The organism is Sphingomonas sp. FW306-1B-B10E (assembly GCF_058782005.1).
Window position 1 is genome coordinate 1 of the sequence record NZ_JBYSXG010000006.1, and the last position, 23,381, is coordinate 23,381.

Sequence of the window (23,381 nt, forward strand, 5' to 3'; positions counted from 1 at the left end):
CACCCCCCACCCGTTTCCCGCTTTCCAGTCGATGGACATCTCCATGCCCAAATTCGCCGCGTTGCCGATGTTGCGTGTAGCGACGTCGCCCTTGGCATCGAGATAGTCGGCCTGCACGTTTCGCCAGTTGGAGGCGAAGAGACTTCCGCTGAAATTGAATCCACCACCGAAATAGAGACGCGTGCCAAGGTCGACCGTGCGGACTTCGTCCGATCCGTATCGCCGTGTCTCGGAGTTGCTCGGATCCAAACCGCCGGGCCGGAATGCCGTTGCGAAGCGTGCGAAGATCAGTTGATCGGCCGCGATCTCGTAGGAAACCGAAGCACTCGGAGTAATTCCGTACGAGGTCTCGGCTCTGTATGCCGATTCGGGAAAGGCGATATCGGTTCGCCGATAGGTCGCCAGTACGTCCGCACTGAATGCACGAATTCCGAGGCCGAGCCGCACTCGGCCGATTGGCGAGAACGACCCGTCCGCGAACAGGGCGGCCTCGCTGACCTGTCGGTCCGCAAAGGTCACCGGCTCAGGGACATGCGTTTTCTCGGGAAGCAGCCACGCCACCATGCTGGAGCGGGAGCGGAGATAGGAAGCGCCGGCTACCCAGGCTATTCTGCTGCCCGCGCCGGACTCGAGACGGGCTTCGGCATCGAACACCTCGAATCGCCGCAGGCCTAGATAATCGACGGGACCGAGGATATTCGAGAGTTGGGGCGCGTCCGATCCGTCATAGACGTCGTCTTGCGTTTGGCGCGCCAGCCCGCTGGCGATCGTCAGCCGTTGACCGCCGATCGACCCGCGCACCACCGCCTGAAAGACTCTGAACACACCATTTGCCGGCTCGCCGCGCGGCCGGGAGCGGACACGCGAGCCGGGGTTCGCGACGTAGCCGCGCCCCTCGGATCGGATGTCTTGCGTCCAGCCACTCAGATCGGCTGACCATCCCGAAAACGGCTCGAAGCGGAGCGCTAGCCTGCCGCCCCATGTCTTCGAGCCATTTACATCGTGCTGGCCGGCAGGATCGTCAATCCAGCCCCCCTCGGAGGCCCAGTAGCCGACGGCGCGCATGGAGATCGCTTCTCCTAAAATCGGCAGGTTGATCGTAGCGTCACCGTGAACGCCCCAGCCACCGGCAGTAACCGATGTCGTCCCAAGGCTGGCTCTCCCCTCGAAGCGGCCGGCGACGGGGGGGTTGGTGACGACGCGATAGACACCGCCAAGCGCGCCAGTGCCGTACAGGGGGCCTTGCGGCCCCTTGAGCACTTCCACCCGGGCGACGTCGACGAGCCGGAGCCCGGGCTCGGGCGCGTCGAAAGTCGCTCGCACTTCGTCCAGTTGCACGCTGGTCGTCGACTGGCTGAAACCGTTGAATGGCGTGTCCGCGATACCGCGAATGAACAACCGGCCGCCTCCGGCTCCGTTGTTCGTGAGGGCCAAACCGTCGATCTGGCGCGCGACTTCCCGCGCGTCGGTCGCGGCGCCTGGCCGGTCGGAAATGGTGGACCGGTAAACGGCGACGGGTGCTGCGATCCTCGACAGCGACTCCGACCGCTTTCGCCCCGTCACTACGATCTCCTCCGCGGGTTCCGGAGGGCGAGGAGGAGTTGGGGTCGCGGGCGACGTCGGGCCGGTGATCCGGTAGGCCAGCGGACCGATTCGAACGGCGCGCAGATCCATGCCGCGGAGCAGTCGCTCGAGCGCCTCGCGCGGCGACATTCGGCCATGCACCGCGCTCACCGTCCGCCGCGGCAGCACGCCGTCATAGACGAAGGACACGCCGGTCTGCGCCGACAGTGTCGCCAACGCCGGTGAGAGTTCCGATGCCTGAATGTCGATCCAAAGGGTCGTTTCGCGGGCGTGCGAGGCGCCAGCGATCAGAAGGGCGCTAGTGCCGAGGATCGCTGTAAAGACGAACCGCATCACCCTCCACCCTGGCCTTGAGACCCGTCATTTGGGAAAGCGCCGTCAGCATCGCTTCCCTGCTTCCCTGCGCTATCACCCCCGAGAAGCGTCGCTTGGCCTGGGCGGTTTCGATCGTCACCTCTTTGCCCGTGGCGCGCGAGACGTCGGCGACGACAATCGCGAGGGGCACCGCCTCATAGGCAAGCGGACCGCTGCGCCAGGCAGTGACCGAAGCCGCGCTCGTGGATTCGAGTATCGGCGCATCGCCGCCACCGACGATGAGGGCCTTGCCCGCTTGGACAGTCACTTCGCCGCGTACACCGCTTTCCCTCACCCCGACCCTGCCTTCCGCCACGGCGACCCGAACCATCGCGCCGCCGGACGCGACATCGAATTTCGTACCCAGATCGCGGATCTCAAAACCGCCGGTCCGCACGACGAAGACGCGGCCAGGATCGTGGCGCACATCGAAATGCGCCCTGCCCTTCAACCTGGCGTCGACGCCGCCAGCCTCCACCACTTGGAGACTGCTTCCCGGCGCGAGTACCGCATTTGAGCCATCGGCGAACCGCACCCCCAACGGCTGGCCGGCGGGCGCCTGGTAGGTCACCGCCTCTGACGGACGGCCCGAGTGTAGCCGATCGAGACCGACCGCGACGAGTGCCAGAACGCCAGCGGCTATCCCCGACCAGCCCACGACCCTCCGAAACGGGCGGCGCGTCGGCGGCGCTTCTTCTACGACAAGCCGCGACAGCGCTGGGCGCGCTGCGTCGATGCGCTCATCCAGCAGCGCGATCGCGTTAAACGCCTCGCGGTGGCGCGGGTCGGCTTCCAGCCATTGGGTGAACGCCAGCCAGTCCATGTCGTCCAAAGCCTGCGCGAGGTGCCAACGGGCCGCCGTTTCGTCCACGTCCGCGCTCATGCGCCCTCGCTTGGATGCTGCGGCCCTGAGCCGGTCTCGATCTTCTGACGCCGCCAAGTTGCCATACCTCAGTCCTTCATCGCGCGACGCAGATGGGCCATCGCGACCGCAATGTGCTTCTCCACGCCGCTTCGGCTGATACCGAGCTTGATCGCAACTTCGGCATGCGGGAGGCCCTCGAGCTTGTGGAGCCGGAAGGCGCGGCCTGCCCCCTCGGGAAGTGCGTCTATCGCAGCCGCGAGCGCCGCGTTCTCCTCCCGCTGCAGCATCCTCGCCTCCGCGTTCGGTGACGGATCACCTGGGTCGACTCCGGGTCCGATGTGCATCCTGGCCCAATCCCCGTCGCGCCGACTGGAGCGCTGGCGAGTGCGCACCACATCCAGCGCTAAGTTCTGGGCCGCCCGGTAGAGATAAGCGCGGCCGTTCGCGACCGGACCACTCTCGAGCGTCTGGAGTCGCAACCACAGGTCCTGCAGCACATCCTCCGCCGACCCGGTCTCGCCGAGACGCGCGGTCAGAAACCGCAACAGTTCGGCACGCAGTTCGATGAACAGCTGGGAAAGACCCGAAGGTTCGGAAGCAGGCACGTCGTTTCGCTTAATTTTCGAGCCATGACTGCCGCGCCGGCGTGAGAGGCACAAGCTCGAAGTACCAACCGCCTTGTTCATCGCGGTGGCTGACGGGTCCGGCGCGGTCCCGCCGCGCTGAAACGGTCGAACCGCACACGGCTGCGCTCCTCGCAGCAGGCGCTGCTTTTGCTGTTGTCGGCCGAGAACAAGGCGCACGGTCAGAGTGAGCGGCGGCGATCGGGCGCATTCTGACCGGTGGTTGTGACGAGAGCCTTTCAACCGCTTGTGGGCCGCTTGCTGACTGGCGGGTTCCAGGGCCACCAGCGGGAAAGCGGACGTTGCCGGTAACTATCTACTATAATTAGACACGTTTCTCTGACGGGGCGTAAAAGTCGGCACGGGCCGAGACCGAGCTCTGCCGGACTGCCCGCCTCAGCTAGCGCCGATTGCCTCAGACGGTCGATTCCGCTCGAGACGCTGCTCGTACAGATGCGCAAGCTCGAGATGGACCCGCTTCGCACACTCGTCCTTGGCTGCTCGCGCACGTTCTCGTTCTTCCCGAGCACGAGCCGCCAAGAAATCGTGATCAGAGCCTGTCATTGCTGCCCCCAGCATTCTCACGGCGATGTTCAAATCCGCCAATGCTACTCAGAGCTGCGAAATCCAGAATCGTTACCTGGCGACACTTGATGACGAGCAAGTTTTCGCTGCGCAGTTGTGCCAGTACTCGGTTTATGTGGACTGGCGTAAGACCAAGCATGTCGGCGACGTCTTCCTGCGTGAATGGCCAGGCGAAAAGGTTATCCACGGCGAAGCCGCTATCGACGAGGCGCAGGTAGGTTTCGGCGATCAGATGAGCTAGGCGTTGCCGCGCATCGCGGCGCCCCAAGCCTACCACGCGAGCGCGCAGCCGGCCCTCCGTTTCGCGCCGATGCCTGCATCGGTACTGCTCGGCCAAGGCACGGAATTGTTCACACAGCCGCTCTTCGTCCAACACCGCTACGCGCGCAGGTCCGCAGGCCTGGATTTCCGATGTCGGCACCTCGTCGCTCGGGACGGCAGGACATATGTCGCCGGGAAGAAGAACGTCAGTGATCTGGCGCCTGCCGTCCGCCAGGATCTGAGAGTGAGAAACCCAGCCCTCGACGAGAATATGCAGATGTGGCGCTACCGATGTCGCAGGCAGCGGCTGCCGATCGCCGATCAGATAGACGTCGGTAATCGCGCGCTCAATACCGTTGGCAAGCCATCGACCGCTCGAGCTTGATCCCTTGAATCTTTGGGCGATGAGATCGCAGGCCCACCTGCGCGCATCGCGCAACCCGTCGTCTGGAGGAGGCGCCGAAATACCGCTCTCTGGCACCAACATCGTTGCGGTCTGAAGTTGCATCGCAAAGCTCCGCGTCATTAAGTGGGCGATGCTCGCGTGCGGCCGGTCATATTGGCATCCGGAAAACACCTAGGGAAGCTTCCGCCCCTTTCCGCTTAGGCCCGACGGCTCGATACCTGCTCCGAGCGCGATTTGGCCAAGTTCGGTTAAGCCACTGGCACCCAATTTGCTCATCACCTGTGCGCGGTGCAGCTCCACAGTACGCGGGCTGATGCCGAGCGTTTGGGCAATGATCTTGTTGGTTCCGCCATCAACCAGCCCGATCAGAACCTCGCGCTCGCGCGGAGTAAGGCGTGCGATATGTGCAATCGCGTCTTCGTCGCGCGTCGCAGGTCGCACGATCGCGTGACACTCCGCTAGCGCCGCGCGCAGCCTGTCCAATAAGACGGCGTCATCACCGACCGTCACATAGTCGATCGCACCGGCCTTCATTGCCGTCACCGCGGCATCGGCGCTTGCGCAGGCGTCTTCCAACGCAACGCTCGGCAAGAATATCGACCGCGCCCTGAGCTCACGTAGGATCGACAGGCCCTCATCACGCGCCTTGCGAAGATCGAGCAGGACGCATCCCGATGAGAGGACCGGAGCAATATCGAGAAAGGCCGCAGCGCTTTCGAAGATGCGGGCGCGATAACCGAGCGTGCGCACTAGAACCGCGAGGCGGCGCGCCTCATTAGCCTTGGCGCTAACGATATAGGCCTGATGGCTGTCCTCCTGCGTCAAATCCTCGGCGATCCCACCGATGCGCGTAATCTCACCCGTATCTTCGCGGATCGGAAAACTCGTATCGCGCAACGAGCGCACGCCGCCATCCACTGGACGAATTATTCGATATTCGTATTGCGTGACTTCGCCGGTCTTTACGGCGTCCAGCGCACGAGTAACGGTCGAACGATCGTCGGCATGAACGTTCTCCATCCAGGCCTCGAGGGTCACGGGCGCTTCGTCGCATGGCACGCCCCAGATACGTTCGAAAGCGGCACTGCGATAGACGATCGTGGCAGCAGCGGTATCGATGATCCACAGAAGGTTGCTGCTGTTCTCGGCGAAGCTGCGGAACTGCGCCTCGCTCGCGCGAACAGCAGCCTCGTTGCGCCGCTGCTCGGACACATCGATGGCGGCCCCGATGAAGCCGATCGCACGGCCATGCTCAAAATCCGCTCGTCCCGAGGTTGCGATATAGCGTGTGACCCCGTCATTTTGCCCGATGACCCGGTACTCGATTGCATAGCAGCCATCGCCGTTCGGATCGGTACAGGCAGCGATCGCGTCGCGGACCGCCGCCAAGTCCGCAGGGTGAATGCCCGCCTCGAACACTTCCATGTCAATCGCTGCGTCCGGTGACAGACCCCACATGGCGCGCAGCCGCTCATCCCAGTCGAGCGCGCCGCTGATTGGATCCCAGGAATAGATGCCAAGTCCAACCAGCTCGCTGGCAGCGCGTAGGCGCGCCTCGCTGCGCTTGATCGCTTCTTCGAAGCCGCGCCGTTCGCTGGTGTCGCGCGATACGCCGACGACAAGCTCGACGGATCCATCATCAGCTCTGATCGGACCCCAGATGTACGAGAAATAAGCGGCGTGGCCGGTCGGACTTTCGAAGAACACTTCGTCCTCGACCGTCATGCCGTCCCGGAAGACGCGATCCATGTCCGCGTTCAGATGGCTTTCGAGATCGGGCGGATAGTCCAGATCACCGAAGGTCCGGCCCAGCATCTCTTCAGCGGTCAGGCCGAATAACGCCAGCATGACCGGGTTGGCGTAGGCGAATCGCCGTTCTGCATCGAACGCGTAGACGTAATCGGGGATGGAAGAGAGCGTAGCTTCCATGAAGCGCGATTGACTGGCTAAGCGCGCTGCGGCCGCTTCGATCGCTTCGCTCGAGCGCTTGAGGTCATCGACATCCTGGACGACGATTATAGCTTCATGGTCTTGTTCGCCCTCACGCAGGAAAGGAACCGCGCTGATCCGCAACCAGCGTTCCTTCCCATCGCCCGTGCTGTGGAGAAAATCGATTCCCGGCATGACCCGCTCGCCGCGCAGTGCGCGTGAACCCGGATAATCGTCCGGTCCGATCGCCGCCCCATCATCGTCATAGGCCTGCCAGCGGCGCGACTCGGCAGGCTGGCGCGACGGCAGGCGACTGAGGCCGCCGTAATTCCGCAGACATTCGTTGGAATGCGCCAGATTTCCGTGGCGATCATAGACCCCGACACCGAGCGGCAAATTCTCAAGGACCGAGGCGAGCAACTTCCTCTGATCCCTCAAGGCTCTTTCTACACAATCGCGGTCCGCGTTTTGACACGCGCCGTCGTCGCTGGTGGGGGCTTGCGACATCGTCCTGCCTCCTGCGGGCGGTTTGCCGATCCAGCGGCAATCGCAGGTGGACCCGGATGGTTCCCTAGGGATGATCCCTATGGGGTTGGAGCGTGGCAGAACCTAGCTCGGCCGCTCTCAACCGAGGAGAACGGCATGAAAGCCCTAGTCTGGCACGGTAAGGAGGACGTCCGATACGACACGGTGTCCGACCCTGTGATCGAAGCGCCCCGCGATGCAATAATCAAGGTTACGAGCTGCGCGATTTGCGGCTCCGACCTGCATCTTTTCCATAACATGATCCCCGCGCTGATGCCCGGCGACATCCTCGGCCATGAGACGATGGGCGAAGTCGTTGAGGTCGGCAGCGCGGCGAAGGGCTCGCTCAAGAAGGGAGACCGCGTGGTTATCCCCTTCACAATTGTATGCGGCGAGTGCGACCAGTGTCGGCGCGGTAACTTCTCGGTCTGCCAGCGGACAAACCGCAAGGGCGAACTGGGCGACAAGGCGTTCGGGCATCGCACCGCTGGGCTGTTCGGCTATACCCACCTGACCGGCGGCTATCCGGGCGGTCAGGCGGAATATCTGCGCGTGCCGTTCGCCGACACGACCCACATCAAGGTGCCCGACGGCATCGATGACGAGAAGCTGCTGTTCCTCTCAGACATCCTGCCGACGGGCTGGCAGGCGGCGGTCCAGGCCGACATCGAGCCGGGCGACACGGTCGCGGTATGGGGTTGTGGCCCAGTCGGCCAGATGACGATCCGCTCGGCGATCCTGCTCGGCGCAGAACAAGTGATCGCTATCGACCATCTGCCCGAACGCCTGTCGATGGCCGCGGCGGCGGGTGCGATCACGATCAACTTCCTCGAGGAAAGCGTCGTCGAGCGGCTAAACGAGCTGACCGAGGGCGAGGGGCCGCAAAAGTGCATCGACGCGGTGGGCAGCGAGAGTCATGTCACGCCCAGTCAGCCCGACACGCTGCTCGACCGCGCCAAGCAGATGCTGATGATGGAAAACGATCGGCCGCATGTGCTGCGCGAAATGATCTATGTCTGCCGTCCCGGCGGGGTCATCTCGATCATCGGCGTCTATCTCGGCTTGGTCGACAAGATCCCGATGGGCCAGGCAATGAACAAGGGGCTGACCTTCCGCATGGCGCAGGCGCACGTGCCGCGCTGGACGGGTGACCTCCTCCGCCGGATCGAGGAGGGCCAGATCGACCCCTCGTTCGTGATCACCCACAAGGTCGACCTGTCCGAAGGTCCCGAGATGTACAAGACGTTCCGCGACAAGGCGGACGGCTGCGTCAAGGTCATGCTCCAGCCCTGAAGGAATCCCTCATGTCACTCACCAATCTCACGGGTGTGGCCCGTTCAGAAGGCGACCCGCGCGTCGAGCAGAAGGGGCCGAGTTCGCTCCCGGGTTCGGATCGGCTGGCACGCGCACTCGGCTGGTTTTCGATCGGTCTCGGTATCGCCGAGCTGGTCGCGCCGGGACGCATCGCCCGCACGCTCGGCCTGGAGGACAAGGAAGGCCTGATCCGCGCCTATGGCGCGCGCGAATTGGCCAGCGCGGTGCCGACGCTGTCGGTAGACAAGCCTGTCGGGCTGGCCGCCAGAATCGGCGGAGATGCGCTCGACTTGGGCACACTGGCGGGCGCGTTGAGCAAGGACAACCCCAAGCGTCACAACGCCGCGATTGCCACCGCACTGGTGGCTGGGATCACGTTGCTCGACATCGCCGCTTATGCCGGTGTCAAGGCCGCGCATCGGCGTGACCCGAGCAGTTCGGATCGCGATTATTCCGATCGTTCGGGGCTTCCCCGTGGCGCGGAAGCCTCCCGCGGCTTGGCCCGGAAGGATTTCGAGATCCCGCCTGACTATCGTGCCGAGGGTCAGGTGGCGGACGCGACCCCACTTCTACCTTCGACATAGCGTTCGGCGGGACGGTCGGCCGCCCGCAACCCGCGCGCAAGCTGTTTCAAATTTGCATGAAGGAGCATAAGCCATGGAACGACCCGGCAAGATCCTCATCGTCGTGACCAACGTCGATCAATATGAAAGCGTCGGGTTCAGGACCGGGCTCTGGCTGGGCGAGCTCACGCACTTTTGGGATGCGGTCGAGGCACAAGGTTTCCTGAGCGAGATCGCGAGTCCGTCTGGCGGCTGGGTCCCGCTCGATCCACAAAGCCTGATGATGCCCGAAATGGGGCATAACAGCCGCTTGGGCGGCGACGTCACCAATCACTACCGCGACCGGCAGTTCATGGATCGGCTCAACGAGACCCTGCCGCTGGTTGATGTCAACGTCGCGGACTACGGCGCCATCTATCTGGCGGGCGGCCACGGCACGATGTGGGACTTTCGCTCGCCCGATCTCGGCGGTCTCGTTGGCGAGTTCTACGAATGCGGCAAGATCGTCTCCGCCGTCTGCCATGGTCCGGTCGGATTGTTGGAGGCGAAGCTGAGTGACGGCAGCTGGCTCCTGCAGGACAAGGACCTGACGGCATTCTCATGGGCCGAGGAGAAGGCCGATAACCGCGACGGCATCGTACCGTTCAACCTCGAAGAGAAGTTGAAGGCACGCGGCGCACGCTACAGCAAGGCGCTGATGCCGTTTGGCAAGCACGTAGTCGAGGACGGGCTGCTGATCACCGGCCAGAATCCGGCCAGCGCGCGCGGCGTCGGCGAAGCGGTCGCCCGTGCGCTGCGCGAGTCCGCGCCAAAGGTCCGCGATAGCGCCGAGGCGGTGTAGACGCCGGATGCCTGTCGCCCGATCACCACACGATCGCGCCTGTGAGGGTATGACATGATAATCGAACAGATCATCGGGGCGGCGCTGATGATGCTGTTCCTCGCGGACATCTTCCTGACCGCACTCTACGCGCGTGCGGGAACCGGGCTCCTCGCCACCCACTGGAATCGGGCGGTCTGGGCCGTGCTTCGCGCTGCCACGAAGCTGTTCGGTGAGCGACGGTCCACCATTCTGTCATTCGCCGGCCCGCTCATCATCGTTTCGTTGATAGGCTTCTGGGCGACAGGGCTGGCACTAGGTGCGGCGCTCGCCGTTCAGCCGGAGCTCGGCACCGCGATCCGGCCATCGAGCGGTACTGCTTCTACCGACTTCGTCACGGCGTTGCTCGTCGCGGGCAACAGCCTGTCGATCGTCGGCGGCGGCGATTATGCGCCGCGCACCACTGGCACTCGCCTGCTGTTTCTGACGAACTCGCTGATCGGGGCATCGGTGTTATCGTTGGTTCTGAGCTATCTCGTTCAGGTTTATTCCGCGCTTCGCGAGCGCAACACGTTGGCGCTCACGGTCGATCTGATGACGGACGGCACCGGCGATGCGGCGGTGATGCTGGCGCGCCTGATGCCAAACGGCGACCCCGCTGACGCGACGGGCGAATTGGGCAATCTCATCCGCTCGCTCGCTGCTACCAAGGAAGCGCACCATTTCTACCCTTTGCTCTTCTATTTCCGCTTCGAAGATCCGCGCTACGCGGTATCGCGCTTCTGCTTCGTGCTGCTCGACGCAGCGACACTGATCGAAACGGCGCTCGACCGGCGGCGCTATCAAGCGCTCGCGGCGTCCGCCCCGGTCGCTTCGGTTCGCCACGGCGCGCGCCTGCTGCTCGAAACGCTCGACGCAAACTTTCCCACTGTCGAGAGTCGTACCGATGACGCCAGCGACACCTGGCGCATGCGCCAAAGCTACCTGGCAGCCACACAAACGCTCGCAGGCGCGGGAGTCACGCTGCGCACCGATGGTGTCGACCCGTATGTCGTAGCGCGTCAGAAATGGGCGCCGCTCGTTCAGCGCGTTGCGCCGACATTAGGCTACGCCATGTCCGAGATCGACCAGAGGCTACCAGCGAAGAAATCGAGGCTCTTAATTGATTCAAAGAACTGATCCGAGCTGGCTACGCCAGCCCTTGATACAAAGGAAGTGATCATGGTGGACGAACAAAGAACGTCAATCGTCAAGGCACTGTTCGTCCGGCTGATCGCGCAGGATGGAAAGGGCGATGAAGTCGCGGCATTTCTCCGCGACGGGCTCGCCTCGGTGCTGGACGAGCAGGATACCACGACCTGGCACGGCTTGCGCTTTGGGGATCACGATTTTGCGATCTTCGATACATTCCCGGACGATACCGGCCGTCTCGCCCACCTGGCTGGCAAGGTCGGACGCGCCCTGGTGCTGCGCACCCCCGAGCTGCTCGACGGCATGTCCAAGATCGAGCACGGTCATGTCCTAGCTTACAAGCTGCCCGGTGACAGCGGCCAGGTGCGGTAATGATGAAGCAACGCCCGTTCGGCCCCGTGCCGCGTGAGGTCGCGGTGGTCGGCCAAGGCACTTGGTATATCGACGACGCGCATCGGCCATCCGCCGTGGCTGCGCTCCGCCGCGGACTCGATCTTGGGATGACCCATATCGACACCGCCGAGATGTATGGCGACGCCGAGCTCGTCGTCGGCGAAGCTATTACCGGCAGGCGCAACGAGGTTTTCCTTGTCTCAAAGGTGCTTCCCAGCAACGCCTCTCGCAACGGAACGATCGCCGCATGTGAACGCTCGCTCGCGCGCCTGCGCACCGACCGGCTCGACTGCTACCTGCTGCATTGGCGTGGCTCGCATCCGCTCGACGAGACCTTTGCAGCGTTCGAGCAGCTGCGCGAACAGGGCAAGATCCTGTCCTGGGGTGTCAGCAACTTCGACATAACTGACCTTGAGGCGGCCTGGAGCGCCGGCGGCGCGGGACGGATCGCCTGCAATCAGCTGCTCTACAATCTCAACGAGCGAGCGATCGAGCACGCCGAACTGCCCTGGTGCGAGGACCATGACGTTGCCGTGGTCGCCTATAGCCCGTTCGGCCATGGCGACTTCCCCAGCCCGAGAACGACGGGCGGCCAAGTGCTTGAGGAGATCGCCGAAAGTCATGGCGCGACTGCGCATCAGGTCGCGCTCAGCTTTCTACTCCGGAACACGAGTGTGTTCGCGATTCCCAAGGCGTCCAGCACCGAGCATGCCGCCGAAAACGCGGGCGCAGGCGCGCTGCAGCTGACAGATGCCGAAATTGCCCGGATCGACGCGGCGTTTCCGCTCGGCCCGCGACCGCCTCGCCTTCCGATGCTGTAAGCCCATGCAACCGACCGAACGTCCGGGCGTATCAGCGACCTAGGAGGTCAGCATGCGAGATATCAAGGCCTCCGGCTTCATACGCGTTCGCGGCGCGCGCGAGCACAACCTCAAGAATGTCGATGTGGACATACCGCGCGACGCATTGGTCGTGTTCACCGGCGTGTCGGGGTCGGGCAAATCGTCGCTGGCTTTCTCCACTCTCTACGCCGAGGCCCAGCGTCGCTATCTGGAATCGGTCTCGCCATATGCGCGCCGCCTGTTCCACCAGATGGAAGTGCCCGAGGTCGATGGGATAGAAGGCCTGCCGCCGGCAGTGGCGCTTCAGCAGCAGCGCGGATCGCCCACTGCCCGATCGTCGGTCGGCAGCGTCACCACCCTCTCCAACCTGCTGCGGATGCTCTATTCGCGCGCCGGCGACTATCCGCCGGGCCAGGACCATCTCGATGCCGAAAGCTTCTCGCCCAACAACCCCGAGGGCGCGTGCCCGCGCTGCCACGGCCTCGGGCGAATCCACGAGGTCACCGAAGCCTCGATGGTGCCCGACCCTTCGAAGACGATCCGCGAGCGTGCCGTCGCTGCGTGGCCGACGGCTTGGGGCGGGCAGAATCTGCGCGACATCCTCGTCAGCCTAGGCATCGACGTCGACACGCCGTGGCGCGACCTGCCGAGGAAGGTTCGCAACTGGATCCTGTTCACCGAGGAGCAGCCCCAGGTCCCGGTCTATCCCGGCTGGAGCCATGAGGAGATCGAGCGCGCGATCCGCCGCAAGATCGAGCCCGCTTATATGGGCACCTTCTCGAGCGCGAAGCGCCATGTCACTCACAGCTATGCGACGACCCAGAGCGCAATGATGAAGAAGCGCGCGGCGAGCTTCATGGTCGCCCGCCTCTGTCCCCTCTGCGATGGCAAAAGGCTGCGCCGCGAAGCTTTATCGGTCCGCTTCGAGCGACTAGACTTCGCTGAAATGAGCCGGCTGCCCATAGCCCGCTTCTCGAAGATCTTCGCGCCTTATGCCGAGGCCAAGGCCGCCAAACTCAAAGCGCTGCGCAAGACCCACCCGGAGAAGGCGCTGGTGGTCGAGCATATCGCCGGTGACCTGTACCGTCGCCTATCGGTGCTGCTCGACCTCGGCCTCGGCTATCTGACGCTGGAACGCAGCACCCCCACGCTATCGCCGGGCGAGTTGCAACGGCTGCGGCTAGCCACCCAGGTGGTCTCCAACCTGTTCGGAGTCGTCTATGTGATGGACGAACCGTCCTCTGGGCTCCATCCCGCCGATACCGAGGCGCTGCTGCGGGCGCTCGACGGCCTCAAGTCGGTGGGCAATTCGCTGTTCGTCGTCGAGCATGAGATGGACATCGTCCGCCGCGCCGACTGGATCGTCGACGTCGGCCCCGCCGCCGGCGAACATGGCGGCGAGATCCTCTACAGCGGCCCGATCGAGGGCCTGCGCACGGTCGCCGCGTCGGAGACAAGGCGGCATCTGTTCGACGAAGGCGGCGGGATGCCAAGCCGGAAGCGCGAGCCCACGAGCTGGCTTCGGCTGGAAGGGGTCACTCGTAATAATCTCAAACGGGTGGATTGCGCTATCCCGCTTGGCGTGATGACCACCGTCACCGGCATCTCCGGTTCCGGCAAATCGAGCCTCGTCAGCCAGGCCCTGGTCGAGCTGGTCATCGCGGCGCTTGGCGGCCCGGTCGCGGTCGAGGAAGTGGGCACAGAAGCTGCCCTAGAGGACCGCCCGGCCGCAGCTACCGAGGGTCGCATCGCCGACGGGCTCGAAGAAATCAGGCGTCTGATCGAGGTCGACCAGAAGCCGATCGGCCGCACCCCGCGCTCCAACCTGGCTACCTATACCGGGCTGTTCGATCATGTCCGCGCCTTGTTCGCGGCGACCCCCGAAGCCAGGAAACGCCGCTACGATGCGGGCCGCTTCTCATTCAACGTCACCAAGGGCCGTTGCCCACGCTGCGAGGGGGAAGGCTTCGTCATGGTCGAGCTGCTCTTCCTGCCGAGCGTCTACGCGCCTTGTCCAGCCTGTCACGGCACCCGCTACAATCCCAAGACGCTCGAGATTCGCTATCGCGGGAAGACCATCGCCGAGGTGCTCGCGCTCACCGTCGAGGATGCATGGGCGTTCTTCACCGACGCGCCGAACGTCTGTCGGTCGCTCAAAGTGCTCCGCGAGGTCGGCCTCAACTATCTCCGCCTCGGCCAGCCCGCGACCGAATTTTCGGGCGGCGAAGCCCAACGCGTCAAGCTCGCTACCGAGCTGCAGCGTGCCCAGCGCGGTGGTGCGCTTTATGTCCTCGACGAGCCGACCACCGGCCTCCACCCGACCGATGTCGAGCGCCTGCTTGGCCGGCTTAACGCTCTGGTCGACGCCGGCAACACCGTCATGCTGGTTGACCATGACATGAACGTAGCGGCCGCGAGCGACTGGGTGATCGACATCGGTCCTGGCGCTGGCGAAGAAGGCGGACGGATCGTCGCGAGCGGCCCGCCGGCCGTGATATCCGCCTGCCGGGAGAGCCGCACTGGGCCCTATCTCGATCGCGTGCTTCGAGCGAGGTCAGCTACTGTAGCCGTTTGACTGCTGGTTCACAGCTTCCCGATCAGGCGTCCATATGCGTGCCTCCAATTTTCGGTTGTCGGCTACTGTCTAGGCCGTGAACCCATAAACGGCGCGGCTATCGATACGGCAAGGCTTTGAGCTTTGCGGTGGCAGTGATGTAAACCATGCGCATCCATCCTGCTCGTTCAGGCGTGAGCGGGCAGACACGGAAATTGCCCCATATGCTGCGCTCAAAGCTCGGGTTCATCCGCTGAACCGCCGCAGGTAAAACATCGTCAGCTTCTGCCTCGGATTTACGATTTAGCACGCCTAGGAGACGGCGGCTGCCGCGAGGCCAAATTCTGACACTTGGAGTGCCATTGGAGTAGGAGAGGCGACCGCTAACCCAGTAGCAAGCGTGCGACATATGTTGCGGCGCTGAGCCCGAAGAGGCCGATGCTGCGAAAAGCGCGAGATAGCCGATGACCATATTGGCGTTTTATGGACAATTGGTGCGACGCGCTACAGCCGGCGAACTGACGTCTTCCATATCGCGCCTAACTCTGATTCAGCGTCGGCATGAGCCGATATGACCTGACCGACTTCGAGTGGCGTGTGATCGAGCCGTTGCTGCCCAACAAGCCAAGGGGCGTGCCGCGCGTCGATGATCGTCGTGTGCTGAACGGGGTCTTCTGGGTGCTGCGATCCGGCGCTCCATGGCGCGATCTGCCCGAACGCTATGGTCCGCGCACCACTTGCTACAATCGCTTTGTGCGATGGCGGAAGGCAGGCGTTTGGGATCGGATGATGGACGCCATCACTGCCGCCTATGACGGCGACATCCAGATGATCGACAGCACTTCTATCCGGGTGCACCAACAGGCTGCGACGGCAAAAAGGGGGATCGAGATCATTGTCTCGGTCGCTCTCGAGGCGGGCTCACAACGAAAATCCATGCCGTCGTCGATGCGCAAGGCCTCCCGATCCGGCTCAGCCTGACCGCTGGGCAGGCTCATGATGGCCTAGTCGTGGAAGATCTGCTCCACCACCTTGGGCCGCACATGATCGTGCTCGGCGACAAGGCCTACGATGCTGATCGCATTCGCACCCTGATCGAGGAACAAGGCGCCACGCCCAATATCCCGGCCAAATCCAATCGAAAGTGGAAACCCTGCTTCAGCAAGCGGCTCTATCGTGAGCGCAATCTGATCGAGCGCTTCTTCTCCAAACTCAAGCACTTCCGCCGCGTCGCCACCCGCTACGACTAATTGGCGGAGAACTTCCTCGCCATGGTCCAACTCGCCTCAATGCGCCTGTGGCTCCGCGCTTATGAGTCTACGGCCTAGTTTAGCCGGGGTGCAAATAAATCAACGCAAGGCGAAGGCTCCATCGCGCTTCAAGGTCATGAATCGATGATCGTGCCTGGGTTAGCGGCGTGACGCTCACGTACATTGCGGAAGCATGGCGCGTCCGGATCTCATAAGCGGGCGACCGGGCTTGTGCCTCGCCGCATAAATCGTACCCAATGACCACCTCTTCCTTCATTGATCCGCCGCGGCGGAATTTCAGAAGGTCCTCATGCCATCACAGATATGCCGAGTTGCAATTGACCGACGTTCGAAAGGCAGCTTGTGGGATCAGCATCTTGTGCGGCGAACAGCGAATTACGTCGCGCTCTCTAGTGAGAGGACACTTCCAAACCTAGTCATCGGACTGCCGGCTCTCTTTCCAGCAGCGATACCGTGATCTCGCTGTATCGGCTCGGATGAGAGGTCAGTGTTGCCTGGGCCGGTCTTCCAAAGATCGACGACCTCGCATGCCGATGTAAAGGATGGAGCCGATCATGCGACTATATCATCAGGCTCACGCAGATCATCGTTGTCGAGTTGCTCCTCTTCAAAGTCCGGGTCAGCTTCGAGGGCATCGAGACACGCAATCAGCGCCTCTATCCGGTCCTCAATTGCTGTTCTGACTGCAACTACGTCCTCATTTTCATCTTCCACAGCGTCAAACCAGGATAGGAGATGCTCGACATCGCGGCGTGGCACCTGGATGAGGATAGCCTCTGTCCTGCCAAGGATGCCGCGCAGTTCGCAACGCGCACGATCAAGGCGCCACAAGAGACGATCGCACGCGCGAAGGTAGGCCTTTGCCGTTGCCTTCTCAAAAGGTTCAGACCCGCGGCTCATCGTCGATGCCGGCACGGCGATCGAGCGCCACGCTGACTACCAGGAGCATAAGCAAAGGAGTTGCCCAGAAGGCCTGAAGAAGAAAGTAAACATTGGCCCCGAAGCGTGGCGCAAGAATGCTCCCGAGATGGAAGCCGACGCCCACCAACTGGAGACCGGCGCTCCAGATCGGAAACCATCGATCCGAGCGCAATGCGATTGCAATTAAGGCGATGAGCAACAGCGTGTCGATGGTGAGGACCCATAGATTAGTGACCCCCCAATAATTGCCGTCGGGTGCCAACGCGGTGGCGGGGGGGGGGGGGGGGGGTGGGGCTTTGGCCGCCGCCGCCACGCGTCTCCCGCTGCGCCCGCCGTATACAGCGGCGAAAGCGCAGCAGAGAAAGGCGAGAGACCAGAAGAGCACAGCCACCAGCATCGGCGTCCCCGAATGTCGCAGTGCTCAACGATCCGGCTGCACGAAGAGTCAGATGGCCTGCGGCACGGACTCTAGGCTCGCACCCGTGAAGAAGTCGGGCACACCAGTCGCCTCGTTTTCCGGCAGTCCCTTAGGACAGCCGAACGCGATTTCGCGCTGATCGCTATGGTTTTTGACGACGGACATCGAGGTGATCAGGTTGCACAACCCCTGGCGTCCTTCGACAAGTTTGCCCGAGTGCGCGTGCGCCTGAGCGAAGAGCCGCTGGGTCGCGGAGATCGGGAGGTCGGTGCCTGCGGCCCCCTCAATCAGCGAGGCGAGTAACTGCGTTCCAGCGTGGATAGCGCGATCGGTCGCGCTCACCGCAGACCGCGTTTCTTCGGCAAGGGCGAGAACGGTTGATTGCGGAAGATGATACATACATGTCTCCTTTCGCGAGAAGCAGCTTCTCGCGAGTTCTTACTTGGTTGATGCGGGAGGCTAGCGGATCAGCCAAAGCATCACGGAGGCTGCCAGAACCAGGATGATCACGCTTGCGAGACCGAGCACGGCCACTTGGACTATCGCATAGATTTTCTGCTCGACGCCGAGGGCATTGCGGATCCCTCCCAGCGGCGGCACGAAACGACTGAACCCGTATGGCACAGCGTCGACCGCAGCGCTTTCAGGTGGCGGGATTTCAGGCTTCTCGGCAAGATCAGCCGACTGCTTAGGCAGACTCTGCTCAGCCTCTGCCGACGCCAGCGCGCGCGCTGCTTCTGCACGACCGGGGATGCCGATCAGCTTGAGCGCGCGGTCCAGATGATTGTCGACGGTGCGATCACTGATCGCAAGGAAGCGGCCGATCTCCTTCGATGTGTAGCCCTGACTGACAAGCCTCAGACATTCTTTCTGCCTCTCGGACAAACGCGCATAACCGTCCACGGCCCCCGGATCTCCTCCAGTTCGGATGTTTCTTGCGATAGGCGCGGGCGAGCAGAATATGATTAATAATTCAACTTGTGCACCCGCTTTCGTCCGAAACGGAAGTGCTGGTCGGCTAGCTTTGCCCCTTTTCGCGGCGATCCAAGGGATCATGCGCCCTCGCCTCGGCGACCGCCGTGCGCACCCGCCCCCGCGAATGATTACGTAGTGCGATCTAGCATTCACGCGTGGTGACTCAGACGAGTTGGTGACGGTAGCGTCGAAGCGTTGCCGCAGACCCCGATTCGGCTGAGTCTCCGCAAGAGTCAGGGCAATGAAGGGAGCGGCCGCACGGGGTGGCTCTTCTGTTGCAGCCAAGTCGCGTGCCGACCGTTTCACCCCCATGCCCGTACCCGACCGCGTCGGCGGCCATCCCGTCACCCCCGATGGCCGCTATTTCGTGGTGCGCGGCCGGCTATGGCGGATGTCAAATCCGACGCTCGATCCCAGTGAACGCGAGGTGCTAGTCTCCGCGCTGATGGAGGCGCGGCGGAAGGTCGGTGCCGCACGCCGCGCCGGCGACGGCGAAGCCGAAGCGGCCGCGCGCCAGGCAGTAGATCGCGCCAAACGGGGATTGGGAGAGCGCGGCCCGCCTTGGTGGGATGACGGCGCCCCCGACGATAACCGCCGGCTCGTCCGCAACACACCTTACGCCGAATGGTTCGCGCGCCTCGCCTGACAGCGCGAACCGAGTTGCGCGCCCGATCAGCGCGCCGCGGGACAGATGTGCGCAAGCTGTCCGCCCGTATCCCAATAAGGCTTGTAGATCGCCTGCCTGCGCGTGAGCTGCCAGCAGCTCAGATCGGCGCTGCCCGCCTGTACCAGCGCTAGCGTCCTGCCATAATGGTCGGTGCCAATCCGCCGGATCGTGACTGGTCCCCTCTTCAGGCTCGCGCGCAGCGAGCGAGTCGAAGCGACGGGATCACCTGGCGCGCAGCGGCGGCCGGACCGGCAATGCCCGGGAAGCTCGGGCGCGTCGATGCCGAGCAGGCGGACGCGCTCGCGGCCACAGCGCAGCGTGTCGCCATCGACCGCGACACAGGTGCCCGCCACCGCAGGCGGCTGGGCCAGAAGTAGGAGAAAGGCCGTCAGCATGGCGCCGTCATCCCTCGCGCCCAAGCAGGCGGAGCGTCGCGGCATCCGCCTCGCCGCTGAACCAGCGCTGCAGCGCCGCGGCGAACAACGGCGTGGGTTTGACCGCCTGAAATAAGGTCAGAGAGGATCGAAGCTTCATTGCATCAACGTCGCCGAACACCGCGACCGGATCGCCGATCGCGAGGTCCTGCAACGCGGTGACGCATTCCAGATAGCGCGGTCCCAGCATCGAGTGGGCGAGATAGGCGTCGGCTTCGGCGCGCGAGCGGATACTGAAGAATCTGGCCGTCTCGCTATGCCCGAGCCCAGCCAGCTGCGGGAAGACGAACCACATCCAGTGCGACCGCTTCGCGCCGCGCCGGATCTCGGCAAGCGCGGTCGCATATATCGGTGCCTGGGCCTCGACGAACCGCTCCAGCGATGCCGGATCAGCCATAGGCCAGTTCCTGCTGCGCCTCGGGTCCCGGCGGATAGACTCGGGTCACCTCCAGGCTGCCCCTGGGTAGAACGCCGAGCACCTCGCTGGCCGGTACCGATGGATCAAGCCAGGCGGCCCAGCGCTCGCGCGGCAGCGGATTGACCTGCCGGTCATGATAAGGCGCGACGTCCTCGCCCGGGGGCAGCGTCAGCATCGTGAAGGCCTCGCCGACCGGACTCTTTCGCCAGATGCCGGCGATACAGAACCAGCGGTGGCCGCGCAGGTTGAATAGCCATTTGTCCTGCCGCTTCTGCTTCGGGTCCTCAGGATCGGTGAATTCGTAGAAGCCGTCGGCGAGGATCAGGCAGCGATTGGTACCGAACTCGCGGCCATCGGCCTTGTAGTTGTAGACCGGCTTGCCCTTTTCGCCATTGCTCGGCCAGCTCCAGCGCCGGTTGACCAGCTCGCCGCCGCCGGCGGCGCTGCGCACGATCGGCGCGGCGTCGGTGATCTTGATGTCCTCGCGCGCCGCTACATTCGGCATGCCCTCGGGCAGGTCGATCTTGATCTTGAGATCGTCAAAATCCTCCATGATCGAGGCGATGTCGACCTCGAGCCGGTAGTCATTGCACATCGACGCTCTCCGATTTGCACCGCATGATCGTTCGCATTATGTTCTCACCATGCAAGCAAGTCCCTTCGAGTCGGAAGCGCCCCTTGGCACCCGCCGCGCGATCATCCGGCGGAATCCGGCCAACGCGCAAGAGGTCGAAATGGTTGAGGCAGGCTGGGGTCTGCAGCCGCTCGAGGGACAAGGCGCCCAGCCGTTCAAGTTCATCCGCTCGGAGGGCAAGACCTTCCCGACCCATCGTTGTCTGATCCCGGCCAGCGCGTTCCAAGTCAAGAATGGCGACCGCCGGTTCCGGGTGACGCTCGAGGACGGCAATTTCTTCTATCTCGCCGGCGTCTGGCGCCCGGCCAATCCCGACTGGCCGGTCAGCTTCGCGGTGGTCACGATCGAAGCCAATCCGGACATCTTCTTCTATCAGGAGCGGCAGGGCGCCGTCCTGCTCCGGCGGCAGAACATGGCCTGGCTCGACCTGACGGTGCCGCAGGAAAGCCTGCTGCGGCCTTTGCCCGAGCGCAGCTTCTTGGTCGAGGAAATCGCGCCGCGCGAACCGCAGCCTCGCCAGACCGAACTGGCATTTTGAGGAACATGGACATGCTATCAATGGAGCCGGAAAGCCATCGCGTCCTCCAGCCGGCCGCAGCCGATCTCCTCAACGCCGTGGCGATCAGTGGCCCCCAGCTCGAGGCGGCGCTCGACATCCTGTCGGCGCTCCCAGCGCCTCTGCGTGGGCGCCCCCATGCCCAGGCGCTCGCGCTTCAAGCCTATGCGCGAGAGGCAGGCTTCGAAGCCGCAGAAGCCTCGGCGGCGCTTCACGCCCGCGTGACCGCACTGGCGAGATGGACTGCCGCCCATGATCCGGAGCGGCAGTCCGACACCCGGTCGGTGCTGGAGGCGGCCGCCCGGTTTCCGCTGCGCGAGACAAAGGCAGGAATTGGCTTCGATTCAGCGGGCTTCCAGGAACTCGTCCTCTTCATCGAGGATCTGCCCTGGTGATGGCCAGGATGGTTTGTGCGGCAAAACTTCGCTCGCCCACGGCAAGCCGGGCCTAAAGCGACCGGCGGCTGATGCATCGAAGCTTGGGCATCGCCCTGCGCCCGGCGCCACCTGAAGTCATGCCGAAGCTGCTAGATTGGTGCGACGAGGCGAGCATAGTACACTGGACGCAGGAAGACTCAGTCGCACCCGACTGGCTCGAGGCGGACCGGCGGATGCGACTTGTGGGCCGACTCGTCAAAGCGCGCATTCCAACCGAACGGCATGCAAGTCTCGCCTATGATGCTCGGCGAGTGACGAGGGCTGTCGCGATCACGCGGGAGTAACCCGGGACGCGACGTCGCCGAAGCGTCGGCGAAACTCCCCATGAACTTTCGTCGCTTCAGGCCGCGACCTTTTCCTCTGTCGGATCGCCCGTATCGTTGGCAGCGTCAGCGAGAAAGCGCTCCAGCGCCGCTTTGCGCGAAATTCGGTCCGTGGCGTAATTGGAGCGTTTGTACTCCATCCCCTCAAGCAAGCCGTTGATATAACCTGACACGGTGTCGGCTGCCATGATCAGTGCTGTGTCGATATGGTGGATGTACTTGCTCGTCACGCTCCCCTTGGCGTGCCCCACCAGCGCGGCGATCGTGAGCTCGGTAAAGCCAAGATCGTTGGCGATGCTGGCGAAGCTGTGCCGCAGCAAGTGCGAGGTAATGCCCTGAAGTGGCGTCCCGTCGAATATGCGCTTCCATTGCTTGGGAAAGCCGCCGAAGGCCCGGTCCGCGAAACGATCGCCGCGGAAGACGAATTCTCCATCGTCGTCGGTGCGCAGCGCGTCCAGTCGTTCGACAGCAGGCAGGCCAAGGGGCCGGATCGATTCTCCGGTCTTGGTATCGATCAGCCGCAAGCAACTCGTGTCGGTATCTGCCTCGACCCATCTCAGCTTAATAATTTCGCCTCGCCGGCACCCTGTCAGCGCGATCTGGCGTGCGATCTCGATCGTCGTGCCGAAATCGTTTTCGGAGTCAGACTCTGCGCGACGCAGGATCTGACCAAACAACCGATATTCCGCTTCGGTAAGGCGCCGGGTTCGGGCATTGTCCTTGGGCTTTTTGATGCCGTGCGCCGGGTTCGCCGTGATGATCCCGAGTTCGATCGCATAGGAGAGGATGCCGCCGACCAGGCCCACCGTTCGGGCCGCTGTACCGGCGCCACCTTTGACAATCGATTTGCCGCGTAGCTTTTTGGTCTTTGCCTGCATCGCGGTCTTACCGGCCATGATGTCCTTCATCAGCTTGATGATGTCGGACTGTCTCAGGTCCTTCACGCGCCGCGTCCCGATCAGCGGAATCACGTGTCGCTTGATGCGGCCCTCGTCGGTTATCGCGGTCGACGGCTTCTTCGGACGGTTGCCGCGACCCAGGATCAGACCATTGGCCAGGTCCTGGAGGTATCGTTCGCAAAGCTCCTTCATCGTGATCGCTTTGTGGTTCAGCTCTCGTTCTTCCGAAGGGTTCTCGCCGGCGGCAACGCGACCGAGTTGTTTCAGAGCTTCCTTGCGCGCGAGTTCGGCCGTCCACACGCCGTGGGCGCCTATTGAGTATCGACGCGTTCGTCCTTCAGCCCGATACTGGATGACATAGCTCTTGCGGCCGGAGGCAAACACGCGAAGCCCAAAGGACGGTAGGTCATCGTCCCAAATGAAATAGTCCGCGGCACGGACGTCGGCAGCGTCGACGGTGCGCTTGCTCAGCCTCGTCATAGCGATCTCCTCTGCGCCGTTTCGCCTGCTTCCGCGGAAGCACCACGGAAGCAGTTGGGATCAAATTGGCGGCTGCTGGAGGATACCGTGGCGCAGCAACAATGAGAAATAAAATCTTTTCCTGTCGTAGCTTAGCGCA

The 23,381-nt window shown here is 63.3% G+C and carries 23 protein-coding genes and 1 pseudogene; 11 read left to right on the forward strand and 13 right to left on the reverse strand.

Annotated elements, in window-relative coordinates:
* The 5 genes from AC3WJI_RS03675 to AC3WJI_RS03695 all read right to left on the reverse strand — a co-directional run.
* On the reverse strand, positions 1 to 1,917 hold a 1,917-nt coding region (locus AC3WJI_RS03675), incomplete at its 3' end, for a TonB-dependent receptor (RefSeq protein ID WP_492755892.1).
* Positions 1,883 to 2,821, reverse strand: a complete 939-nt coding sequence (locus AC3WJI_RS03680; RefSeq protein ID WP_492755893.1) for a FecR family protein — start codon at positions 2,819 to 2,821, stop codon at positions 1,883 to 1,885. The genes AC3WJI_RS03680 and AC3WJI_RS03675, both read right to left, overlap by 35 nt.
* A 68-nt stretch (positions 2,822 to 2,889) precedes the next feature.
* The gene (locus AC3WJI_RS03685; protein ID WP_492755894.1) at positions 2,890 to 3,606 is read right to left on the reverse strand and encodes an RNA polymerase sigma factor; all 717 of its coding nucleotides are present in this window, start codon (positions 3,604 to 3,606) and stop codon (positions 2,890 to 2,892) included.
* Positions 3,607 to 3,976: 370 nt separating this feature from the next.
* A complete protein-coding gene (locus AC3WJI_RS03690; protein ID WP_492755895.1) occupies positions 3,977 to 4,780 on the reverse strand; it encodes a Crp/Fnr family transcriptional regulator in 804 nt (267 codons plus the stop codon).
* A gap of 69 nt (positions 4,781 to 4,849) precedes the next feature.
* Positions 4,850 to 7,114 carry a PAS domain S-box protein gene (locus AC3WJI_RS03695; protein WP_492755896.1) on the reverse strand — a complete coding sequence of 755 codons (2,265 nt, stop codon included), beginning with the start codon at positions 7,112 to 7,114 and terminating at the stop codon, positions 4,850 to 4,852.
* A gap of 135 nt (positions 7,115 to 7,249) precedes the next feature.
* Here AC3WJI_RS03695 and AC3WJI_RS03700 point away from each other — a divergent pair, with 135 nt between their 5' ends.
* From AC3WJI_RS03700 to AC3WJI_RS03735, 8 genes and pseudogenes are all read left to right on the forward strand, one after another.
* Positions 7,250 to 8,425 (forward strand): zinc-dependent alcohol dehydrogenase, encoded by a 1,176-nt coding sequence (locus AC3WJI_RS03700; protein ID WP_492755897.1) that lies wholly within the window; start codon positions 7,250 to 7,252, stop codon positions 8,423 to 8,425.
* Between the two features lie 11 nt (positions 8,426 to 8,436).
* Positions 8,437 to 9,030, forward strand: coding sequence for a hypothetical protein (locus AC3WJI_RS03705; protein ID WP_492755898.1), 594 nt, complete (start codon positions 8,437 to 8,439; stop codon positions 9,028 to 9,030).
* Positions 9,031 to 9,103: 73 nt separating this feature from the next.
* On the forward strand, positions 9,104 to 9,850 hold the full coding sequence (locus AC3WJI_RS03710) for a type 1 glutamine amidotransferase domain-containing protein (protein ID WP_492755899.1): 747 nt from the start codon (positions 9,104 to 9,106) through the stop codon (positions 9,848 to 9,850).
* Positions 9,851 to 9,904: 54 nt separating this feature from the next.
* Positions 9,905 to 11,008 carry an ion channel gene (locus AC3WJI_RS03715; RefSeq protein ID WP_492755900.1) on the forward strand — a complete coding sequence of 368 codons (1,104 nt, stop codon included), beginning with the start codon at positions 9,905 to 9,907 and terminating at the stop codon, positions 11,006 to 11,008.
* Positions 11,009 to 11,050: 42 nt separating this feature from the next.
* Positions 11,051 to 11,392 carry an antibiotic biosynthesis monooxygenase gene (locus AC3WJI_RS03720; RefSeq protein ID WP_492755901.1) on the forward strand — a complete coding sequence of 114 codons (342 nt, stop codon included), beginning with the start codon at positions 11,051 to 11,053 and terminating at the stop codon, positions 11,390 to 11,392.
* Positions 11,392 to 12,234, forward strand: a complete 843-nt coding sequence (locus AC3WJI_RS03725) for an aldo/keto reductase (protein WP_492755902.1) — start codon at positions 11,392 to 11,394, stop codon at positions 12,232 to 12,234. Before AC3WJI_RS03720 ends, AC3WJI_RS03725 begins: the two co-directional genes overlap by 1 nt.
* Before the next feature lie 52 nt (positions 12,235 to 12,286).
* Entirely contained in the window at positions 12,287 to 14,830 is a 2,544-nt protein-coding gene (locus tag AC3WJI_RS03730) for an excinuclease ABC subunit UvrA (RefSeq protein WP_492755903.1), read from the forward strand.
* A 540-nt stretch (positions 14,831 to 15,370) separates the two neighbouring features.
* Positions 15,371 to 16,056: pseudogene (locus tag AC3WJI_RS03735) on the forward strand (IS5 family transposase); the annotation flags it as partial.
* Positions 16,057 to 16,632: 576 nt separating this feature from the next.
* Here AC3WJI_RS03735 and AC3WJI_RS03740 read toward each other — a convergent pair.
* The 4 genes from AC3WJI_RS03740 to AC3WJI_RS03755 all read right to left on the reverse strand — a co-directional run bounded on the left by AC3WJI_RS03740 (position 16,633) and on the right by AC3WJI_RS03755 (position 18,322).
* A complete protein-coding gene (locus AC3WJI_RS03740) occupies positions 16,633 to 16,980 on the reverse strand; it encodes a hypothetical protein (protein ID WP_492755904.1) in 348 nt (115 codons plus the stop codon).
* On the reverse strand, positions 16,964 to 17,263 hold the full coding sequence (locus tag AC3WJI_RS03745) for a hypothetical protein (RefSeq protein WP_492755905.1): 300 nt from the start codon (positions 17,261 to 17,263) through the stop codon (positions 16,964 to 16,966). The genes AC3WJI_RS03740 and AC3WJI_RS03745 overlap by 17 nt, the downstream gene beginning before the upstream one ends.
* Before the next feature lie 183 nt (positions 17,264 to 17,446).
* Positions 17,447 to 17,818, reverse strand: a complete 372-nt coding sequence (locus tag AC3WJI_RS03750) for a hypothetical protein (RefSeq protein ID WP_492755906.1) — start codon at positions 17,816 to 17,818, stop codon at positions 17,447 to 17,449.
* A gap of 60 nt (positions 17,819 to 17,878) precedes the next feature.
* Complete coding sequence (locus tag AC3WJI_RS03755; RefSeq protein ID WP_492755907.1) at positions 17,879 to 18,322, reverse strand: LuxR C-terminal-related transcriptional regulator; 444 nt, start codon at positions 18,320 to 18,322, stop codon at positions 17,879 to 17,881.
* Positions 18,323 to 18,704: 382 nt separating this feature from the next.
* Between AC3WJI_RS03755 and AC3WJI_RS03760 the strand changes: the two genes are divergently transcribed.
* Entirely contained in the window at positions 18,705 to 19,040 is a 336-nt protein-coding gene (locus AC3WJI_RS03760; RefSeq protein WP_492755908.1) for a hypothetical protein, read from the forward strand.
* 26 nt (positions 19,041 to 19,066) lie between these two features.
* On the opposite strand, the gene AC3WJI_RS03765 is transcribed toward AC3WJI_RS03760, so the two are convergent.
* The 3 genes from AC3WJI_RS03765 to AC3WJI_RS03775 are packed head-to-tail and all read right to left on the reverse strand — an operon-like array spanning position 19,067 to position 20,508.
* The gene (locus tag AC3WJI_RS03765) at positions 19,067 to 19,456 is read right to left on the reverse strand and encodes a thermonuclease family protein (protein ID WP_492755909.1); all 390 of its coding nucleotides are present in this window, start codon (positions 19,454 to 19,456) and stop codon (positions 19,067 to 19,069) included.
* A 7-nt stretch (positions 19,457 to 19,463) separates the two neighbouring features.
* A complete protein-coding gene (locus tag AC3WJI_RS03770) occupies positions 19,464 to 19,892 on the reverse strand; it encodes a DUF1810 domain-containing protein (protein WP_492755910.1) in 429 nt (142 codons plus the stop codon).
* Positions 19,885 to 20,508 (reverse strand): SOS response-associated peptidase family protein, encoded by a 624-nt coding sequence (locus tag AC3WJI_RS03775; protein WP_492755911.1) that lies wholly within the window; start codon positions 20,506 to 20,508, stop codon positions 19,885 to 19,887. The genes AC3WJI_RS03770 and AC3WJI_RS03775 overlap by 8 nt, the downstream gene beginning before the upstream one ends.
* A gap of 49 nt (positions 20,509 to 20,557) precedes the next feature.
* On the opposite strand from AC3WJI_RS03775, the gene AC3WJI_RS03780 reads away from it, so the two are divergent.
* A complete protein-coding gene (locus AC3WJI_RS03780; RefSeq protein ID WP_492755912.1) occupies positions 20,558 to 21,085 on the forward strand; it encodes an SOS response-associated peptidase family protein in 528 nt (175 codons plus the stop codon).
* Positions 21,086 to 21,105: 20 nt separating this feature from the next.
* A complete protein-coding gene (locus AC3WJI_RS03785; RefSeq protein ID WP_492755913.1) occupies positions 21,106 to 21,498 on the forward strand; it encodes a hypothetical protein in 393 nt (130 codons plus the stop codon).
* Between the two features lie 382 nt (positions 21,499 to 21,880).
* On the opposite strand, the gene AC3WJI_RS03790 is transcribed toward AC3WJI_RS03785, so the two are convergent.
* Positions 21,881 to 23,242, reverse strand: coding sequence for a tyrosine-type recombinase/integrase (locus AC3WJI_RS03790; protein WP_492755914.1), 1,362 nt, complete (start codon positions 23,240 to 23,242; stop codon positions 21,881 to 21,883).
* Positions 23,243 to 23,381 lie beyond the last annotated feature (139 nt).

What these genes read in the sequence shown, in the direction of transcription:
- AC3WJI_RS03790 (WP_492755914.1), bottom strand. Translation starts at nt 23,242, where the DNA reads ATGACGAGGCTGAGCAAGCGCACCGTCGACGCTGCCGACGTCCGTGCC.
- AC3WJI_RS03715 (WP_492755900.1), top strand. Translation starts at nt 9,905, where the DNA reads ATGATAATCGAACAGATCATCGGGGCGGCGCTGATGATGCTGTTCCTC.
- AC3WJI_RS03785 (WP_492755913.1), top strand. Translation starts at nt 21,106, where the DNA reads ATGGAGCCGGAAAGCCATCGCGTCCTCCAGCCGGCCGCAGCCGATCTC.
- AC3WJI_RS03705 (WP_492755898.1), top strand. Translation starts at nt 8,437, where the DNA reads ATGTCACTCACCAATCTCACGGGTGTGGCCCGTTCAGAAGGCGACCCG.
- AC3WJI_RS03730 (WP_492755903.1), top strand. Translation starts at nt 12,287, where the DNA reads ATGCGAGATATCAAGGCCTCCGGCTTCATACGCGTTCGCGGCGCGCGC.
- AC3WJI_RS03710 (WP_492755899.1), top strand. Translation starts at nt 9,104, where the DNA reads ATGGAACGACCCGGCAAGATCCTCATCGTCGTGACCAACGTCGATCAA.
- AC3WJI_RS03765 (WP_492755909.1), bottom strand. Translation starts at nt 19,456, where the DNA reads ATGCTGACGGCCTTTCTCCTACTTCTGGCCCAGCCGCCTGCGGTGGCG.
- AC3WJI_RS03700 (WP_492755897.1), top strand. Translation starts at nt 7,250, where the DNA reads ATGAAAGCCCTAGTCTGGCACGGTAAGGAGGACGTCCGATACGACACG.
- AC3WJI_RS03760 (WP_492755908.1), top strand. Translation starts at nt 18,705, where the DNA reads ATGCCCGTACCCGACCGCGTCGGCGGCCATCCCGTCACCCCCGATGGC.
- AC3WJI_RS03680 (WP_492755893.1), bottom strand. Translation starts at nt 2,821, where the DNA reads ATGAGCGCGGACGTGGACGAAACGGCGGCCCGTTGGCACCTCGCGCAG.
- AC3WJI_RS03740 (WP_492755904.1), bottom strand. Translation starts at nt 16,980, where the DNA reads ATGAGCCGCGGGTCTGAACCTTTTGAGAAGGCAACGGCAAAGGCCTAC.
- AC3WJI_RS03780 (WP_492755912.1), top strand. Translation starts at nt 20,558, where the DNA reads ATGCAAGCAAGTCCCTTCGAGTCGGAAGCGCCCCTTGGCACCCGCCGC.
- AC3WJI_RS03750 (WP_492755906.1), bottom strand. Translation starts at nt 17,818, where the DNA reads ATGTATCATCTTCCGCAATCAACCGTTCTCGCCCTTGCCGAAGAAACG.
- AC3WJI_RS03770 (WP_492755910.1), bottom strand. Translation starts at nt 19,892, where the DNA reads ATGGCTGATCCGGCATCGCTGGAGCGGTTCGTCGAGGCCCAGGCACCG.
- AC3WJI_RS03775 (WP_492755911.1), bottom strand. Translation starts at nt 20,508, where the DNA reads ATGTGCAATGACTACCGGCTCGAGGTCGACATCGCCTCGATCATGGAG.
- AC3WJI_RS03690 (WP_492755895.1), bottom strand. Translation starts at nt 4,780, where the DNA reads ATGCAACTTCAGACCGCAACGATGTTGGTGCCAGAGAGCGGTATTTCG.
- AC3WJI_RS03695 (WP_492755896.1), bottom strand. Translation starts at nt 7,114, where the DNA reads ATGTCGCAAGCCCCCACCAGCGACGACGGCGCGTGTCAAAACGCGGAC.
- AC3WJI_RS03720 (WP_492755901.1), top strand. Translation starts at nt 11,051, where the DNA reads ATGGTGGACGAACAAAGAACGTCAATCGTCAAGGCACTGTTCGTCCGG.
- AC3WJI_RS03725 (WP_492755902.1), top strand. Translation starts at nt 11,392, where the DNA reads ATGATGAAGCAACGCCCGTTCGGCCCCGTGCCGCGTGAGGTCGCGGTG.